The organism is Pseudomonas frederiksbergensis (assembly GCF_900105495.1).
Classification (GTDB): Bacteria; Pseudomonadota; Gammaproteobacteria; order Pseudomonadales; family Pseudomonadaceae; genus Aquipseudomonas; species Aquipseudomonas frederiksbergensis.
Genome location: NZ_FNTF01000002.1, coordinates 364,692 through 381,117 on the forward strand (window position 1 = coordinate 364,692; position 16,426 = coordinate 381,117).

The 16,426-nt window shown below is 60.7% G+C and carries 14 protein-coding genes; 1 reads left to right on the forward strand and 13 read right to left on the reverse strand.

What is annotated here, in order from left to right:
* Positions 1 to 103: 103 nt before the first annotated feature.
* The 10 genes from trpE to BLW70_RS02390 form a co-directional block, all read right to left on the reverse strand.
* Entirely contained in the window at positions 104 to 1,585 is a 1,482-nt protein-coding gene (gene trpE, locus BLW70_RS02345; RefSeq protein WP_074871370.1) for an anthranilate synthase component I, read from the reverse strand.
* 71 nt (positions 1,586 to 1,656) lie between these two features.
* Entirely contained in the window at positions 1,657 to 2,475 is an 819-nt protein-coding gene (locus tag BLW70_RS02350; protein ID WP_074871372.1) for a phosphoglycolate phosphatase, read from the reverse strand.
* On the reverse strand, positions 2,472 to 3,146 hold the full coding sequence (gene rpe / locus BLW70_RS02355) for a ribulose-phosphate 3-epimerase (protein ID WP_008027088.1): 675 nt from the start codon (positions 3,144 to 3,146) through the stop codon (positions 2,472 to 2,474). Before rpe ends, BLW70_RS02350 begins: the two co-directional genes overlap by 4 nt.
* A 347-nt stretch (positions 3,147 to 3,493) precedes the next feature.
* Entirely contained in the window at positions 3,494 to 4,642 is a 1,149-nt protein-coding gene (locus BLW70_RS02360) for an iron-containing alcohol dehydrogenase (RefSeq protein ID WP_074871374.1), read from the reverse strand.
* Between the two features lie 160 nt (positions 4,643 to 4,802).
* Positions 4,803 to 5,627 carry an ABC transporter permease gene (locus BLW70_RS02365; protein ID WP_074871376.1) on the reverse strand — a complete coding sequence of 275 codons (825 nt, stop codon included), beginning with the start codon at positions 5,625 to 5,627 and terminating at the stop codon, positions 4,803 to 4,805.
* A 12-nt stretch (positions 5,628 to 5,639) separates the two neighbouring features.
* Positions 5,640 to 6,887, reverse strand: a complete 1,248-nt coding sequence (locus tag BLW70_RS02370; RefSeq protein ID WP_074871377.1) for an ABC transporter permease — start codon at positions 6,885 to 6,887, stop codon at positions 5,640 to 5,642.
* 198 nt (positions 6,888 to 7,085) lie between these two features.
* Positions 7,086 to 8,129, reverse strand: a complete 1,044-nt coding sequence (locus BLW70_RS02375) for an ABC transporter substrate-binding protein (RefSeq protein WP_074871379.1) — start codon at positions 8,127 to 8,129, stop codon at positions 7,086 to 7,088.
* 49 nt (positions 8,130 to 8,178) lie between these two features.
* A complete protein-coding gene (locus BLW70_RS02380) occupies positions 8,179 to 9,303 on the reverse strand; it encodes an ABC transporter ATP-binding protein (protein ID WP_074871381.1) in 1,125 nt (374 codons plus the stop codon).
* Between the two features lie 341 nt (positions 9,304 to 9,644).
* Positions 9,645 to 10,274 carry a response regulator gene (locus BLW70_RS02385; RefSeq protein WP_003210977.1) on the reverse strand — a complete coding sequence of 210 codons (630 nt, stop codon included), beginning with the start codon at positions 10,272 to 10,274 and terminating at the stop codon, positions 9,645 to 9,647.
* Positions 10,275 to 12,674, reverse strand: a complete 2,400-nt coding sequence (locus tag BLW70_RS02390) for a PAS domain-containing sensor histidine kinase (protein ID WP_074871384.1) — start codon at positions 12,672 to 12,674, stop codon at positions 10,275 to 10,277.
* 73 nt (positions 12,675 to 12,747) lie between these two features.
* On the opposite strand from BLW70_RS02390, the gene BLW70_RS02395 reads away from it, so the two are divergent.
* Complete coding sequence (locus BLW70_RS02395) at positions 12,748 to 13,740, forward strand: alpha/beta hydrolase family protein (RefSeq protein ID WP_074871386.1); 993 nt, start codon at positions 12,748 to 12,750, stop codon at positions 13,738 to 13,740.
* A 120-nt stretch (positions 13,741 to 13,860) separates the two neighbouring features.
* On the opposite strand, the gene BLW70_RS02400 is transcribed toward BLW70_RS02395, so the two are convergent.
* Genes BLW70_RS02400 through BLW70_RS02410 form a run of 3 tightly spaced genes read right to left on the reverse strand, consistent with a single transcriptional unit; the run spans position 13,861 to position 16,317 of the window.
* Entirely contained in the window at positions 13,861 to 14,628 is a 768-nt protein-coding gene (locus BLW70_RS02400) for a TerB family tellurite resistance protein (RefSeq protein WP_074871388.1), read from the reverse strand.
* Between the two features lies 1 nt (position 14,629).
* The gene (gene murU, locus BLW70_RS02405) at positions 14,630 to 15,301 is read right to left on the reverse strand and encodes an N-acetylmuramate alpha-1-phosphate uridylyltransferase MurU (protein ID WP_074871390.1); all 672 of its coding nucleotides are present in this window, start codon (positions 15,299 to 15,301) and stop codon (positions 14,630 to 14,632) included.
* The gene (locus BLW70_RS02410) at positions 15,298 to 16,317 is read right to left on the reverse strand and encodes an aminoglycoside phosphotransferase family protein (RefSeq protein ID WP_074871392.1); all 1,020 of its coding nucleotides are present in this window, start codon (positions 16,315 to 16,317) and stop codon (positions 15,298 to 15,300) included. Before BLW70_RS02410 ends, murU begins: the two co-directional genes overlap by 4 nt.
* Positions 16,318 to 16,426: the final 109 nt, after the last annotated feature.

Here is a 16,426-nt window from a genome sequence, read left to right on the forward strand (position 1 = left end):
GCTCGCGAAAGCGGTGGGTCAGGCAACAAAGATGTTGAATGTCAGTCCGTCATCGTCGGAACGCCGCCCGGAACAAGCCCGCTCCCACAGGTTTTGTGGAAACTCAGCTTGCCGGGGTTTGCTCGGCCAGGGCCACGGCACGGAACATCGCACGGCGCTTGTTCAGGGTTTCTTCCCATTCCAGCGCCGGCACCGAGTCGGCAACGATGCCGCCACCGGCCTGCACGTGCAGTTCGCCGTTCTTGATCACCGCGGTGCGAATCGCGATCGCGGTGTCCATGTTGCCGTTCCAGGCGAAGTAGCCGACGGCACCGCCGTAGACGCCACGCTTGACCGGTTCCAGTTCGTCGATTATTTCCATCGCGCGAATCTTCGGTGCGCCAGACAAGGTGCCCGCCGGCAGAATCGCCCGCAGTGCGTCCATCGCCGTCAGGCCGGCCTTCAATTGACCGGTGACGTTGGACACGATGTGCATCACGTTGGAATAACGCTCGATGACCATTTTTTCGGTGAGCTTCACCGAACCGATTTCCGAGACCCGACCGGTGTCGTTACGGCCCAGGTCGATCAGCATCAAGTGCTCGGCAATTTCCTTGTCGTCGGACAGCAGGTCTTTTTCCAGCGCCACGTCAGCCTCTTCGTTGGCCCCGCGTGGGCGAGTGCCGGCGATCGGACGCACGGTGATCAGGTTGTCTTCGACCCGCACCAGCACTTCCGGCGAACTGCCGACGACGTGGAAGTCGCCGAAGTTGAAGAAGTACATATAAGGCGTCGGGTTGAAGCAGCGTAGCGCCCGGTACAAGTCGATGGGTGCAGCCTTGAAGTCGATCGACATGCGCTGGGACGGCACGACCTGCATGCAGTCACCGGCCAGGATGTATTCCTTGATGGTGTCGACGGCTTTTTCGTAATCGTCCTGGGTGAAGCTCGAACGAAACACCGGATCAGCCGACTGTTGCTTGCTGAAATCCAGGCCGCGGCGCGGGGTGATCGGCTGACGGAGTTTTTCCAGCAGCTCTTCCAGGCGCGCCTGACCTTGCTCGAAAGCATCGTCCTGCGAAGGATCGGCCAGGACAATCGCGTGCATCTTGCCAGCGAGGTTGTCGAACACCACCACCGCGTCGGAAACCATCAGCAGAATGTCCGGCACGCCCAGCGGATCCGGGTTTGGGCACTTGCCCAGACGCTTCTCCACATAGCGCACGCAGTCGTATCCGAAGTAGCCCACCAGACCGCCATTGAAGCGCGGCAGGCCAGGGATGGTCGGCACGTTGTAGCGCGCTTTGAATGCTTCGACGAAGGCCAGCGGATCTTCGACTTCGTGGCTTTCGATCTCGATGCCGTCGTGGGTCACGCTGACGTGATGATCGTGAACCCGCAGCACGGTGCGGCACGGCAGGCCGATGATCGAGTAACGGCCCCACTTCTCCCCGCCCTGCACCGATTCCAGTAGGTAGGAGTTTGGCTCGTCGGCCAGTTTCAGGTAGATCGACAGCGGCGTGTCGAAGTCGGCCAGGGTTTCGCAGGCAAGCGGGATGCGGTTGTAGCCGGCAGCGGCCAAACGCAGGAATTCTTCGCGGATCATGGGGTAGCCTCGTGGCTTGAGGGTCTGACAGTCAGGTATGCAAACGCGCCGGTATGCCGGCCAGGAACAAGTCAGGCGCGCCAACGCCAGCGGGCCAGGGCCTTGATGACTTTCATCCAGAGTTTGCGAGTGACCACCACGATGGCGTTTCCAGAAGGGGGTTGAACAGCGTCGGGCAACGTTATCTCAGCGGCTGGATCCAGGCAACCGCGAATTAACTTGCGCAGATCGTCAATCACCAGCGCCGGCGACTCTTCGGCAATCGGTCGACCATGGTTGTAGCCGTAACTGAGCGCCACGCATTTGACCCCCGCCGCTTTCGCCGCCAGCACATCGCTGCGCGAATCGCCGACGAACAAGGATTGCGACGCCGGGATGTTGGTCATTTTCATCACGAAAAACAGCGCGGCCGGGTCTGGTTTTTTCTGTGGCAGGGTGTCGCCACCGATGATCAAGCGGAAATAACGGCCGATTTTCATCTGATCCAGCAGCGGCGCGACGAAACGCTCCGGCTTGTTGGTGATCAGCGCCATCTCGACACCCTGTTTGTGCAGCCATTTCAAGGTATCGCGTACGCCGGGATAGACCACTGTCAGCTCATGGCTTTGGGCGTAGGCCTCCATGAAAATTTCCAGCGCACCTTCGGCCTCGCCGTCATCTACCGCCGAATGGTCGATGCCACCGGCCAGCGCGCGACGAACCAGCACCGGAGCGCCGTTGCCCACCCACTCACGCACCGATTCGATGCCGGCAGGTTTTCGCCCGAGTTTGAGCAGCATGTTATCCACAGCCGCTGCGAGGTCGGGGACCGAATCGATCAGCGTGCCATCCAGATCGAACATCACCAGCCGTGGCAGAGACCCCGGAAACAACTGCTCAAAGCCACTCATGGGCGGGCCAGCGCCAGTTCGGAACGCATCTTTTCAATCACCTCTTGGTAGTTCGGCGCATTGAAGATCGCCGAGCCGGCGACGAAGGTGTCGGCGCCAGCAGCGGCGATTTCACGAATGTTGTTCACGTTCACGCCGCCGTCGATTTCCAGGCGGATATCGCGGCCGGAAGCATCGATCAGCGCCCGCGCTTCACGCAGTTTGTCGAGGGTGCCGGGGATGAACTTCTGCCCGCCGAAGCCCGGGTTGACGCTCATCAACAGGATCATGTCGACCTTGTCCATCACGTACTTGAGCACGTCCAGCGGCGTCGCCGGGTTGAACACCAGGCCCGACTTGCAGCCGCCTTCGCGGATCAGTTGCAGGGAGCGGTCGACGTGCTGCGAGGCTTCCGGGTGAAAAGTGATGTAGGTCGCGCCGGCTTCGATGAAGTCACCGACGATGCGGTCCACCGGGCTGACCATCAGGTGCGCGTCGATCGGCGCGGTCACGCCGTACTTGCGCAGCGCGGCACACACCATCGGGCCGATGGTCAGGTTCGGCACATAGTGGTTGTCCATGACATCGAAGTGCACGAAGTCGGCGCCAGCGGCCAGGACGTTGTCCACTTCTTCACCCAGGCGGGCGAAGTCGGCGGAGAGAATCGACGGAGCAATTACGAAGGGCTGCATGACGCACCTTTTTTGAGCAGAATCACGATGGCGCGCATTGTATACCTCATGCTTTGACCCGCGCACCGTGGCCGCGATGATTGGGCCTGCCATCCATTATTTTCTGTGCCGCGTTGTCGTCTGAAAGCGGGCCAGGCAAGGCGCAGGCCGCCGGTAATGGTTGTTCCCTTGCCAAGGACTGCAACGCAGCCTGGCCCGCTTTCAGACACAACCCGAAGGGCCGGGCCTGCTGTTGCGCAGGGCTGCGTTGCTCGGAGCTTATTTGGAATGACCAAACCACGCTCCTCGCGCCTTGCCCTGCGCAACAGCAGACCCGGCGCGGCACAGAAAATAATGGATGGCAGGCCCTAGTAGGCCGCTCGGTAGATCTTCTCGATATCGACCGCACTCAATTTGCGCGGATTGTTGCGCATCAGGCGCTCGATTCCCGCCGCTTCCACCGCCATGGCCGGGATGGCATCTTCTGGAACGCCGAAGCTGCGCAGGCCCGGCGGGATTTCCACCGCAGCGCACAATTCGGTCATCGCCTCCACGGCCTTGTCCGCCGCGTCGTTGGCGCTCAGATGAGCGGTCTTCACCCCCATGGCCTCGGCGATATCCTGCATGCGCTCCACGCAGGCCATTTTGTTCCAGGTCATGACATACGGCAGCAGCAAGGCGTTGCTGACGCCATGAGCGATATTGAAACGGCCGCCCAGCGGATACGCCAGCGCGTGCACCGCACCGACCCCGGCATTGCCGAACGCCATGCCGGCCATCAGGCTGGCGGTGGCCATGTCCTCGCGGGCCTGGAGATTGGATGGATTGGCGTAGGCCTTCGGCAGCGCCTTGGCGATGAGCTTGATGGCGCCGATGGCCAGCGCGTCGGTAATCGGTGAGGCGTTGAGCGACAGATAGGACTCGATGGCATGTACCAGTGCATCCACACCACTGGCAGCCGTGACACTGCGCGGACAGGTCAGGGTCATTTGTGGGCTGACCAGCGCCACGTCCGGTAACAGATAGTCGCTGACGATGCCTTTCTTCAGCTGCGCGACCTTGTCGGAGAGAATCGCTACGTTGGTGACTTCCGAACCGGTGCCGGCGGTGGTCGGGATGGCGATCAGCGGTGGGCCTTTGCGCGGCACCTGATCGATGCCGAACAGATCCTCCAGCGCCCCGTGATAACCGGCGTAGGCCGCGACACTTTTAGCGATGTCGATGGCACTGCCGCCGCCCAGGCCGATCAGGCCGTCATGCCCGCCTTCGCGGTAGACCCGCATGCAATCTTCGACGATGGCGATTTCCGGATCTGGCAGCACGCGGTCGAAAATTTCGTAGCTTCGGTCGCCCAACTGCGCCAGCGCCAGCTCGACCGTGCCGGACTTGACCAGTGCGGCATCGGTGACGATCAGTGGGTTATCGATGTCCAGGCGTGTCAGTTCAGCCGCCAGTTGCTCGATGGCAGCTGCGCCGGTGATCAGTTTGTGAGCGATTTTGAAAGAGGAAAGACTCATGTGCGCAGCCTCTTATAGATAGGGGAGCTGGGCACAAGAGTAGCTGGGGATTGGGGTTTGTCTGCTATTCAGGTCATGAATAACCGCCGATCCCGAAAACCACACAAAACACCTGTGGGAGCGAGCAGGCTCATTCCCACAGTTTGATCGGGGTGTAGCTTTATACCTGGGCGGTGCGCAGTTTTTCGCTACGGCCGCGCAGCCATTCGAGAGTCAGCAGCAGGATCACCGAGAAGGCAATCAGCAACGTCGCCGCCGCCGCGATGGTCGGGCTGAGGTTTTCGCGGATGCCGCTGAACATCTGCCGTGGCAATGTCGCTTGCTCAGGACCGGCGAGGAACAGCGTCACCACTACTTCATCGAACGAAGTGGCGAAGGCAAACAGGGCACCGGAGATCACACCAGGCGCAATCAGCGGCAAGGTCACCCGACGGAACGCCGTCAGCGGCGAAGCACCCAGGCTCGCAGCGGCGCGCACCAGGTTTTGGTTAAACCCCTGCAAGGTCGCCGACACCGTGATGATCACAAACGGCACGCCCAACACCGCATGCACCACGATCAGAGAGAAGAAGCTGTTACCCAGACCCAGTGGCGCAAAGAACAGATAGCTCGCCACACCGATGATCACCACCGGCACCACCATCGGCGAAATCACCAGCGCCATCACCAGCGGTTTGCCGGGAAAGTCGCCACGGGTCAGGCCGATGGCCGCCAGCGTACCGAAGATCATCGCCAGCACCGTAGCCGCCGGAGCGACGATGATGCTGTTCTTCAACGCCCGCATCCATTCCGCCGAGGCGAAAAAGTCCTGGTACCACTGCAGCGAAAAGCCTTGCAGCGGGTACACCAGGAAACTCCCGGAGTTGAACGACAGCGGAATGATCACCAGCACCGGCAGAATCAGGAACAACAGAATCAAGCCGCAGAGAATCCGCAAACTGTAGAACCACACTCGTTCAATGGGCGACATATAAGGACTCAGCATTTCGTTCTCCCCTTAGCTCAGGCGCAGGCGACTGGCGCCCACCAGCCAGCTGTAAATCAGATAAAGCACCACGGTCGCCAACAGCAGCAGCCCACCGAGAGCGGTCGCCATGCCCCAGTTGATGCTGGTGTTGGTGTAGAAAGCGACGAAGTAACTGACCATCTGATCGTTCGGGCTGCCCAGCAAGGCCGGGGTGATGTAGTAGCCGATGGCGAGGATGAACACCAACAGGCAACCGGCGCCGACACCGGCATAGGTCTGCGGGAAGTACACCCGCCAGAAACTGGCGAACGGGTGGCAGCCGAGGGAAATCGCGGCGCGCATGTAGGTCGGCGAAATGCCTTTCATCACGCTGTAGATCGGCAGAATCATGAACGGCAGCAGGATGTGCACCATGGAGATGTAAACCCCGGTGCGGTTGAACACCAGTTCCAGCGGTTTATCGATGATGCCCATCGCCATCAGGCCGCTGTTGATCAAGCCGCCCGATTGCAGCAACACGATCCACGCGGCGACTCGCACCAGGATCGAAGTCCAGAACGGCAGCAGCACCAGGATCATCAGCAGGTTGCTTTGCCGTGACGGCAGGTTCGCCAGCAGGTAGGCCAACGGATACGCCAGCACCAGGCAAATGGCGGTGATGATCAGGCCCATCCAGAACGTCCGGGCAAAAATGTCGAGGTAGATCGCCTGATCGGGAGTGGCCGGGGCGATTTCGCCGAGGTCGTCGATACGGTGATCGACTGCCGCCAGCAAGTAATAAGGCGTGATGTTGCTGGTGTTGCGGCGCACGGCTTGCCAGTAGGCCGGGTCGCCCCAGCGCTCGTCGAGAGCTTCCAGCGCTTCTTTATAGGAGGCCGGTTCGGTGGCGAACGGTAAGGCACGTGCGGTTTTGGTCAGCAGGCTGCGGTAGCCGGCCAATTCCATGTTCAAGCGTTTGGACAGGTCGCCCAATGTCTGATTCTTGCGGGCTTCAGCCAGGTCTTCGCTGGCGGCCTTGTAAACCGGTTCAGCGGGCAGGCCTCGGCCATCCCAACTGGCGATTGCCGCCACGGTGCGCGGCATGCCGCCGACCACTTCAGGGTTACCGACACTTTTGTAGAGCAGCGCCACGATGGGCACCAGGAACACCAGCAACAGAAACAGCACCAGCGGCGCGATCAAGGCTTGTGCTTTCCAGCGGTTGATCCGCTCGGCGTGCTTGAGCCGCTGCTTCAAGGTGGGGTCGGTGCCCGCGTTCAGGGGAATGGCGGTGGCCATGGCGTACTCCGGAAATCTTTGATCGTTACAGAGGCGACAAACGCCGCCTCGAACTTTTGGTACTGATCGTTCCCACGCTCTGCGTGGGAACGCATCCAGTGACGCTCTGCGTCACAGGGACGCGGAGCGTCCCGGGCGGCATTCCCACGCAGAGCGTGGGAACGATCATCCGGTGAACCGTCGTCCCGTGTGACTTGCTTACTTCGCAGCCCAGGAATTGAAGCGCTGTTCCAGTTGCTCACCGTTGTCAGCCCAGAAGCTGACGTCGATCTGCACTTGGTTGGCGATGTTTTCCGGGGTGGTCGGCATGTCTTTCAGGACATCCTTGGCCAGCAACGGTACGGCTTGAATGTTGGCCGGGCCGTAAGCGATGTTTTCCGAGTAGGTCTTCTGCTGCTGCGGCGCCACGGAGAACGCGATGAATTTCTTCGCCGCTTCGGCGCGCTTAGGGTCCAGACCTTTAGGGATGGCCCATGCGTCGAAGTCGTAGATACCGCCGTTCCACACGACTTTCAGGTTGCTTTCTTTTTGCACGGCAGCGATCCGGCCGTTGTAGGCCGAGCTCATGACCACGTCACCGGAAGCGAGGTATTGCGGCGGTTGCGCGCCGGCTTCCCACCACTGGATGCTTGGTTTGAGCTCATCGAGCTTCTTGAACGCGCGGTCTTGACCATCCTTGCCGGCCAGTACCTTGTAGACGTCCTTCGGCGCAACGCCGTCGGCCATCAGTGCGAATTCCAAGGTGTACTTGGCGCCTTTGCGCAGGCCGCGTTTGCCCGGGAATGTCTTGGTGTCCCAGAAATCGACCCAACTGGTTGGCGCGGTTTTCAGCTTGTCGGCGTTGTAGGCCAGCACGGTCGACCACACGAAGAAGCCCACGCCGCATGGCTGGATGGCGCCTTTGACGTAGTCTTCGGTCTTGCCGAACAGCGCAGGATCGAGTTGCTCGAACATGTCTTCGTCGCAACCACGGGACAGTTCTGGCGATTCGACTTCTACCAGGTCCCAGGACACGCTCTTGGTGTCGACCATGGCTTTGACCTTGGCCATTTCACCGTTGTACTCGCCTGCCACGATCTTGCCGTTGCCTGCCGCTTCCCACGGTGCATAGAAGGCCTTGACCTGCGCCGCCTTGTTCGCCCCGCCAAAGGACACCACGGTCAGGTCCGGGCCCGCCGCCATTGCGTGTGCCGCACCGATCATGCCCATGACCAAAGCGGTGAATTTCAGGGATCTCAACATTTATTGTTCTCTCCACGTGCAGGGTTGGTGTTGTTGAAGCAGGGGGCGATCAATGCGCCTCTAAAAGTGGGTCGAGCGCGCGAACGTGTTCGACCTGCCAGCCAAGCGGTACCACATCCCCAACAGCCAGCGCAGGATCGAGCTCGGCAATCGGTTGTTTCACAAAGAAATCGCTCTTGCCGCAAACTTCCAGGCGAACCCGGACGTGGTCGCCCAGATAGATGAATTCCTCCACCCGCCCTGAGAAGCGGTTGACGCATTGATCGCTTGCGCCGTTGAGGCTGATGCGCTCGGGGCGAATCGACAGCGTGACGGGTTCGCCGGTCTTGCCGACGTTGACCGCCAGGGCTTCAACTTTTTCACCGCGCCCCAACTCAACCACGCAGCGGTCGCCGGTGTGGCTGTGCAAGCGGCCATTGAGGCGGTTGTTCTCGCCGATGAAGTTGGCGACGAAAGTGTTTTTCGGCTCTTCGTAGAGGGTGCGCGGCGGCGCGATCTGCTGGATTTCGCCCTGATGGAACACGGCCACACGGTCGGACATGGTCAGGGCTTCGCCCTGGTCGTGGGTCACGTAGACCACGGTCACGCCGAGGCGCTGGTGCAGGTGCTTGATTTCCATCTGCATGTGTTCACGCAGTTGTTTGTCGAGTGCGCCGAGGGGTTCGTCCATCAGCACCAGTTGCGGTTCGAACACCAACGCGCGGGCCAAAGCCACACGCTGCTGCTGACCGCCGGACAGTTGCGCCGGATAACGCTGGGCGAAGGTGTCGAGCTGGACCATGCTCAGGACTTTTTTGACCTTGTCGCTGACGTCGCTCTTGTTCAAGCCGCGCACGGTCAACGGGAACGCCAGGTTCTCGGCAACGGTCATGTGCGGGAACAATGCATAGTTCTGGAACACCATGCCGATGTCGCGTTTGTGCGGCGGCACGTTGTTGATGGAACGCCCGGCCAGCAGGATTTCGCCTGCAGTCGGTGTTTCGAAACCGGCGAGCATCATCAGGCTGGTGGTCTTGCCGGAGCCGGACGGCCCGAGCAGGGTGAGGAATTCGCCTTTGCGAATCTCCAGGTTGAGGTCTTTGACGATCAGGTTCTCGCCGTCGTAGCTTTTTTGCACTCCACGAAAGCTGACCAGAATATCGCTGGCCCCTGCGTTTGAATCGACCTGGCTCATACCCACACCTTTATTGTGATGACTGCTGTGGACTAAGCCTAGTGGACGCTGCCGACCACGCAAATCGGGGCGCAGGAGAGAATGGCCTCAGCAGGATGGAAGGTTGGGGGTAGGGATTGCCCTACAAGGATGGCGGGGATGGATAGGGGCAGCGGCAAGCTTCAAGCTGCAAGCCGCAAGAACGGGTAAAAGCAGCTTTGCAGGATGTCGTAAATGGGCATGCGACCACTATCCCTGTGGGAGCGAGCCTGCTCGCGATTGCGGTCTGACATTCAACATTAATGTCGACTGATAGTCCGCTATCGCGAGCAGGCTCGCTCCCACAGGGGACAGCGGTGTTCTTAGAGAAGTTTGTGCTCCATGGCGTACTTCACCAGTTCCGCCAGGGAGGTGATGTTGAGTTTTTGCATCAGCCGCGCCTTGTGGGTGCTGATGGTTTTGCTGCTCAGGGCCAGTTGCTGGGCGATGTCGTTGACGTTGGCGCCCTGGGCCAGGCGTTCGAACACCGAGAATTCACGCTCGGACAACAACGAGTGCAACGGCCGCGAATCGGTCAGGCCGACTTCGAAGACCATGCGGTCGGCCAGGTCCGGGTCGATGTAGCGCCCGCCCGCCGCGACCTTGCGGATTGCCGTCAGCAGCAGTGCCGGATCGCTGTCCTTGGTCGCATAACCCGCGGCGCCGACCTTCAACGCTCGAGCGGCCATTTGCGCTTCGTCGTGCATCGACAACACCAGAATCGCCGGCGGATTGTTCAAGGCGCGAATCCGCGGAATCGCCTCCAGCCCGTTAACCCCGGGCATGGAGATGTCCAGCAAGACCACTTCACAGGGAACATGACGCAAGGTCTCGAGCAACTGCTCACCATTGCTCGCCTCCCCTACCACCAGCAAATCCTTGGCCAGGCCGATCAATTGCTTGATGCCTTCGCGGACGATGGTGTGGTCTTCGGCTACCAGTACACGGATCACTTACTTCTCCTCATCCAGCGGCACTCGCACGCTCAGGGTCGTGCCTTCACCCGGTTCACTCTCAAGCGACAACTGCCCGCCCATGATCAACACTCGCTCGCGCATGCCGACCACCCCGAAGGAGGTTGACCTACCGGTGGCAGGGACAAATCCTACGCCATCATCGCTGACGGTCAGACACAACTCGTCACCTTCAAGCACCAGCGTCAGTTCAACAGTATGCGCCTGGGCATGGCGCATGACATTGGTCAGCGCTTCCTGAAGGATCCTAAACAGACCAATCGCCTTGGCATCACTGAGCAGCGGCAGATTCTCCGGCACCTGCACCAAGCACGGAATCTGCGTGCGCGCCTCGAATCGGCGGGCCTGCCATTCGATAGCCGAGGCGATCCCGGCGTCGAGAATCGGCGGCCGCAGTGCCGTGGCTACATCGCGAACCAGTTGGAACAGCTGCGCGATCAGTCGCTTCATGCTGTTCAAGCGCTCGTTCAGACCAGGGTCGAGCTGGGCGTAGGCCAATTCGCACATGGAGGTTTCCAGCTTCAACACGGTAAGCATCTGACCCAGTTCATCGTGAACTTCCCGGGCGATGCGGGCTTTTTCTTCTTCTCGCACACTCTCCAGGTGCGCGGACAATTCACGCAACTGTTCGCGAGAGCTGGCCAGTTCCAATTCGATGCGCTTGCTCTCGCTGATGTCCCAGACGATCCCGTCCCAGACATAGGCGCCGTCTTCGAGTCGGCGGGTGATGGCCTTGATCTCGGCCCAGCGCTGTTCGCCGGAACGGGTGAGAATCCGTCCCTGCCATGACCAGTCACTGTCGGTATCCAGCGCATGGTCCTGGGTTTGGTGATAACTGGCCTTGTCGTCCGGGTGCACCAGACTGCGCAAGCCTTTGTCGCGATGGGCCAGGGTGGCCGGCGCGTAACCGACCAGGCTCTCGCTGCCTTCACTGATGTAGGCAAAATCGATCTGTCCCGTCACCGGCGCCCGCTCCAGACGAAAGACCAGCCCCGGAACGTTGGCGGCGATCCCTTGCAGACGCGCCTCGCTTTCCTGCAGCGCAGCCAATGCACGACGGCGCTCGGTGACGTCATTGAGGTAAACCACCAGGTATTCGCTGTCGCGAAACCGCAAAAAGCTCAGCGAAACATCCACCGGCAGGTTGCTGCCATCCGCCCGTATGCAGTTGGTTTCGAAACTTTGCGGGCCGTCCTCGCTGGCCCGGGCGCGCTTCCACAGGTTCAGCCAGCGGTCCATGTGCAAGCCGGGCTCGAAGTCGATCAGCGGCCGATCAATGATCCCGCCCGCCGGATAACCCAGCATGGTTTCGGCCGCGCGATTGGCGTAGCGCACATGGCTGTCCCAGTTGACCCAAAGGATGCCGACAGTGCTCTGGTCGATGGAAAACTGGGTGAGGCGCAAGGCTTCTTCGCTGGCGGCACGCAAGGCAATGTCTTCACGCGCGGCCCGCAAACGATGCTCAAGACTGTGCTGCTGCCGACGCTGCCAGAACACGATGGCCATGCTGCTCAGCATCAGCACCGCCAACAACAGACAGAGGTTTTGCCAGAAACCGGGGGACTCGGTCAGGCGCGGGTATTTGGGTTGCAGCCATTGGTTGTGCAGCTGCTCCAGGTCCTTGGCGGGGATCGCCCGCAGCGCGCTTTCGACGATGCCGGCCAGTTCTGGCCAATCCCGGCGCGTGGCCACCCGCAACAATTGCGGCAAGCCGATATCACCGACCACCACCAGCCCGGCGAACTCAGGTTCGGCAGACAAACGCCCCAACTGCGCTTCGTCGACCACGGCGTAACTGGCCTGCTGACTCAATAACAGTTGCAGTGCCTGGCGTTCGATCGGTACGCCTTGAAGGTTCAGGTGCGGGTAATTGCTGCGCAGGTAATCGGCGGTGGCGCCGGGCATGCGCACGGCGACGCGGGTCTGGCTGTCGAGTTTTTCCAGCTCGACCACGCCGGTGCTTTTCTGGTCGCTGACCACCAGTTGCGGCACCCGCATATACGGGTCGGAAAACTGCCAGAGCCGCAAGCCACCGGGGGTTTGGGTCAGCCCCGGAGCGATGTCGATTTCACCCTCGCGCGCGGCGGCTTCCAGTTGCGCCAGGTCGGGAAAGTTGCGCCAGCTCAGCTCGACCTTGAGCGCCTTGGCCAGCCACTTCATCAGCTCGACATTGACCCCCGACAAACGCTGCAAGCGGCGATCGTATTGGGCGTAGGGCACCTGCAACACCAGCCCCACGCGCAATTCGCCATGCTGCGCCAGCCATTGCTGCTGGCCCGCGGACAATTGCGCGACGTGCACCGGGGGCGCGGGAGCCGCCCAGCCCATCAAGGGAAACCACAAACAGCCGATAACCCACAGGCAGCGAAAACGCATCATCGAAATCTCACACACTGACAAATACTGACCAACCCATTAGGCTGCCGGAATAACTTCTGGCCTGGAATATCCGATGCCCCCTGTCTACCGCCTGGCACTGCCAGCATTGTGCCTGTCGCTGATCCTGCCATGCGCCTTTTCTGTCGAGGCCGCCGACCCGGCACCTGCCGCAACGCAAACACCCGGCGAAGAAAAACCGCTCGAGCGCCAGCCGCTGCTTGAGCGTAGTCAGGAAGAGGCGTCTGCACTTGAGCGACAGATCCCGGCTCAGGAACAGCAGCAACTGCAAGCAGGTGGCGACACGTTTCTGGCCTTGTGGAAACCGGCCAATACCGCCGAACCCAAAGGCGCGGTGATTATCATCCCGGGGGCCGGCGAAACCGTTGACTGGCCGCAAGCAATCGGTCCATTGCGCCGTAAATTGCCGGACGCCGAGTGGAGCAGCCTGAGTATCACCCTGCCGGACCTGCAAAGCGATGCCATCGCGCCGCGTATCGTCGAAGTCGCACCCACACCAAAAGCCGCTGACCCCGGCAGCAAAGACTCGACCACCGCCGCGCCCATTGAACAAGCAGCGGGCGGTGAAGCGGAGGTGGCGGACAAGGCGATCGCCGAAACCACCGAGGAACAGGCCAAAGCCGACGCCGAACGAATCTTCGCCCGCATCGACGCCGCGATTGCCTACGCCGAACAGCAAAGCGCTCGCCGCATTGTCGTGCTGGGGCATGGCACTGGCGCCTACTGGGCCGCGCGATACCTGAGCGAGAAGCAGCCCTCGCAAGTGGAGAAATTTGTGATGGTTGCCGCTCAGATGCCGGCGAAAGCCAAACCAGAGCTGGTCGAACTGACACCGACCCTGAAGCTGCCCACCGCAGACATTTTCTATATGGACAAGCCGCTGGATCGCAACCTGGCGCTTGAACGCTTGCAAGCCAGCAAACGCTTGAAGACTGTGGGGTTCAGTCAGGTTTCGCTCAAGGCGTTGCCGGGTAATTCCAAGGCTGAGCAAGAGCAACTGTTCCGTCGGGTGCGGGGTTGGTTGAGTCCACAGAACGCGGTCAACTGATAGACCGCGTCGCCCCCTTCGCGAGCAAGCCCGCTCCCACATTTGACCGGTGTACACAGGACAAATGTGGGAGCGGGCTTGCTCGCGAAGGGGGCGTACAAACACTACAAATCTGTCGCCCTAACGAAAATCCCGCCGCTCACGAATCAATGTATAGGCGCTATGCAGTTCGCGGGTCTTGTCAGTGGCTTCGCGCACCTGCAGCGCCGTCGCACCGCTGCCGGCGATCTTGTCCGGGTGATGGCGACTCAGCAGGCGTCGATAAGCACGCTTGATCTGCGCCGGCTCGGTGGTCGCCGAAACGCCCAGAAGCCGCAATGCATCCTGATAGGTCAGCGCACTGCTGGTCTTTACAAACTTGTGCTGCTCGTAATCAGCCGCCAGAGCCTGCACCTGCTGTGACGTCCAGCCCAGCCATTTACCCCACTGCCTGATCAGCTCTCGCTCAGCACTGCCGGCGCGGCCATCCGCCCAGATCATCCGCCAACAGGCGCGCAAGACGCCTTCGGCCGCATGAGGCTGAGTGCTCAAGCGGCGCAAATAACCGCGCAACCGGTCATTTCCCGACTTGCCCCGATTGAACGCGGCAATGGCCCGGCGCTGGGCCGACTCGGTCATGTCCAGAGAACGCATTTCCTGACGGGCCTGCTGGATGTGGCCCTCGACCACCCTGCCATCGCTCTTGGCCAGGCGTCCCAACAACACAAACAGCAGTTCATCGTTGCGCAGCACTGGGCGGCCACCGAGCTTTTCCCGCAAGTGCGCCCAACTCTGTATGTGCAAGTGCCGGTCCAGCACCTGCCCCAACAAGGCGCCAAGCATGGCCCCCGGAATGCTGGCGATGTAAAAGCCCGCTCCGGCTCCAATCAGAGTCCCTGGCCACAACATGTCAGCGTCTCGCTTCTAACAAGGCTTCGACTTCTGCCAGACGCTCGTGAGTGCCAACATCCACCCAATGTCCCTTCAAGTGCTCGCCGGTAACCTGACCATTGGCCATGGCCTTGCGCAGCAGCGGTGCAAGCTTGAAGGCACCGGCGGAGCAACCGTCGAACAGCTGCGGATGCAGGACCGCGATGCCGCTGTAGGTCAGGGTTGCAGTGCCCGGTTGAGCGTCGCGGACTTGCCCGTCGATCAGGCTGAAATCGCCGGTTGGATGATGGGCCGGGTTGTCCGCCAACACCAGATGCGCCAGCCCGGTGATGGGTTGGTGCAACGTGCTGAAGTCGTAATCGGTCCAGATGTCACCGTTGACCACCAGAAAGGCCTCGTCACCCAGCAACGGCAGCGCGCGGAAAATCCCGCCTCCGGTTTCCAGCGGCTCACCTTCCGCCGAATACTGAATGCGTACGCCATATTGCGAGCCATCGCCCAGGTAGTTTTCGATCAGCTGGCCGAGCCATGCATGGTTGATCACCACCTCGGTAAACCCCGCCACCGCCAAGGCTTTCAAGTGATACTCAATCAACGGTATGCCGCCAGCCCGAACCAGCGGTTTCGGCGTGGTCAGGGTCAGCGGGCGCATGCGCTCGCCTTTGCCGGCAGCCAGAATCATTGCCTTCATGCATTCGCTCCAGCACGCAGACTCAGCAGCAACACATCCAGCTCGGCCAGTTCAGGACGGCGGGCGATCACGGCGTCGATATATGCAAAGAAGCGTGGCACATCGCCGAGATAACGTGGCTTGCCGTCACGGTGGCAGATGCGGGCAAAGATGCCGATCACTTTCAGGTGCCGCTGCACGCCCATCAGGTCACTGGCCCGCAGGAAATCTTCGAAGTCGGGCTGAACCGGGATTCCGAGATCGCCCGCTTGCTGCCAGTAAGCTTCCAGCCAGCCGCGCACGCGCTCCTCGGGCCAGCTGAGGAATGCATCCTTGAACAGGCAGGTCACGTCGTAGGTCACCGGACCATAGACGGCGTCCTGGAAATCCAGCACGCCAGGGTTGGGCTCGCTGAGCATCAGGTTGCGCGGCATGTAATCGCGGTGCACCAGCACTTTGGGCTGGGCCAGTGCGCTGTCGATCAATAGCTCGGTCACGTTCTGCCAGAGCACTTGCTGCGCCGAGTCGAACTCGATGCCCAACTCGCGCTTCACGTACCACTCAGGGAACAATTCCAGCTCTCGGCGCAGCAGCGCCACGTCATAACTTGGCAGCGGTGCAACCATCGGCAACTGCTGAAAAGCCAGCAGCGCTTGTAGGGCATCCTTGAACAAATCATCGGCATTTTCGCTGTCGATCACGTCGAGGTAGGTCTTGTTGCCCAGGTCATTGAGCAAAAGAAAACCACGTTCGAGGTCTTCAGCATAAATTTTCGGAACATTTATTCCGGATTTCCCCAGTAAAAAAGCGATATCCACGAAGGGTTTACAGTTTTCCTGGGGCGGTGGCGCGTCCATCACGACGAAGCTTCGGCCCTCGCCTTCCCAACGAAAATACCGTCGAAAACTCGCATCGCTACTGGCCGCGGTCAACGTGGCCGGGGGTACGGCACCCCAACCCTGCTCTGCAAAAAGGACAGCCAATTGCTCATCGAGCCAAACTTTCAGGTGTTGCAAACGTACATCTTGATCAGGCATTGCAAGGGTCTCCGACGGCGCTAGCCGTCAAGCGGGTCATGCTTTATTATCCAGCATCTTTTTCAGACCATCGAGAGGCGTGCGGCCCACACCGCGGGCAGATGGCACG